Here is a 1,585-nt window from a genome sequence, read left to right as displayed (position 1 = left end):
ACGCGTGATCAGCAAAAGCAGGGTAGATAATCACTCACTGAGTGACATCAAAATCATGGCGTCTCAAGGCACCAAACGATCCTATGAACAGATGGAAACTGGTGGGGAACGCCAGAATGCTACTGAGATCAGGGCGTCTGTTGGAAGAATGGTTAGCGGCATTGGGAGATTCTACATACAGATGTGCACAGAACTCAAACTCAGTGACAATGAAGGGAGGCTGATTCAAAACAGTATAACAATAGAGAGAATGGTACTCTCTGCATTTGATGAAAGAAGGAACAGATACCTGGAAGAGCACCCCAGTGCAGGAAAGGACCCTAAGAAAACTGGAGGTCCAATTTACAGGAGAAGAGACGGAAAATGGGTGAGAGAGCTGATCCTGTATGACAAAGAGGAAATCAGGAGAATTTGGAGACAAGCGAACAATGGAGAGGATGCAACTGCTGGTCTTACCCATCTGATGATATGGCATTCCAACCTAAATGATGCTACCTATCAGAGAACGAGAGCTCTCGTGCGTACTGGAATGGATCCCCGGATGTGCTCTCTGATGCAAGGATCAACTCTCCCGAGGAGATCTGGAGCTGCAGGTGCAGCAGTAAAGGGAATAGGGACAATGGTGATGGAACTGATTCGGATGATAAAACGAGGGATCAACGACCGGAATTTCTGGAGAGGCGAAAATGGAAGAAGAACAAGAATTGCATATGAGAGAATGTGCAACATCCTCAAAGGGAAATTCCAAACAGCAGCACAAAGGGCGATGATGGATCAAGTGCGAGAGAGCAGAAATCCTGGGAATGCTGAAATAGAAGATCTTATTTTTCTGGCAAGGTCTGCACTCATCCTGAGGGGATCAGTGGCTCATAAATCCTGCTTGCCTGCTTGTGTGTACGGGCTTGCAGTGGCTAGTGGATATGACTTTGAGAGAGAAGGGTACTCCTTGGTTGGAATAGATCCTTTTCGTCTGCTTCAAAACAGCCAGGTCTTTAGTCTCATTAGACCAAATGAGAACCCAGCACATAAGAGCCAACTAGTGTGGATGGCATGCCACTCTGCAGCGTTTGAGGACCTTAGGGTCTCAAGTTTCATTAGAGGGACAAGAATGGTCCCAAGAGGACAGCTATCCACTAGAGGGGTTCAAATTGCTTCAAATGAGAACATGGAAGCAATGGACTCCAATACTCTTGAATTGAGAAGTAGATATTGGGCTATAAGAACCAGAAGCGGAGGGAACACCAACCAACAGAGGGCATCTGCAGGACAGGTCAGCGTTCAACCCACTTTCTCAGTACAGAGAAACCTTCCTTTCGAAAGAGCAACCATTATGGCAGCATTTACAGGAAATAATGAGGGTAGAACGTCTGACATGAGGACTGAAATCATAAGAATGATGGAAAGTGCCAGACCAGAAGATGTGTCATTCCAGGGGCGGGGAGTCTTCGAGCTCTCGGACGAAAAGGCAACGAACCCGATCGTGCCTTCCTTTGACATGAATAATGAAGGATCTTATTTCTTCGGAGACAATGCAGAGGAGTATGACAATTGAAGAAAAATACCCTTGTTTCTACTGATCACGCGT

At 46.2% G+C, this 1,585-nt stretch carries 1 protein-coding gene; it reads left to right on the top strand.

Features of this window, described 5'->3' with window-relative positions:
- Positions 1-1,552: nucleoprotein (locus tag CVV68_RS25160; RefSeq protein WP_146065743.1), on the top strand; the 1,552-nt coding region annotated here is incomplete at its 5' end.
- Positions 1,553-1,585: the final 33 nt, after the last annotated feature.

This window comes from Arthrobacter livingstonensis (assembly GCF_003219815.1).
Lineage (GTDB): Bacteria > Actinomycetota > Actinomycetes > Actinomycetales > Micrococcaceae > Specibacter > Specibacter livingstonensis.
This window is presented reverse-complemented; position numbering and strand designations above follow the sequence as displayed.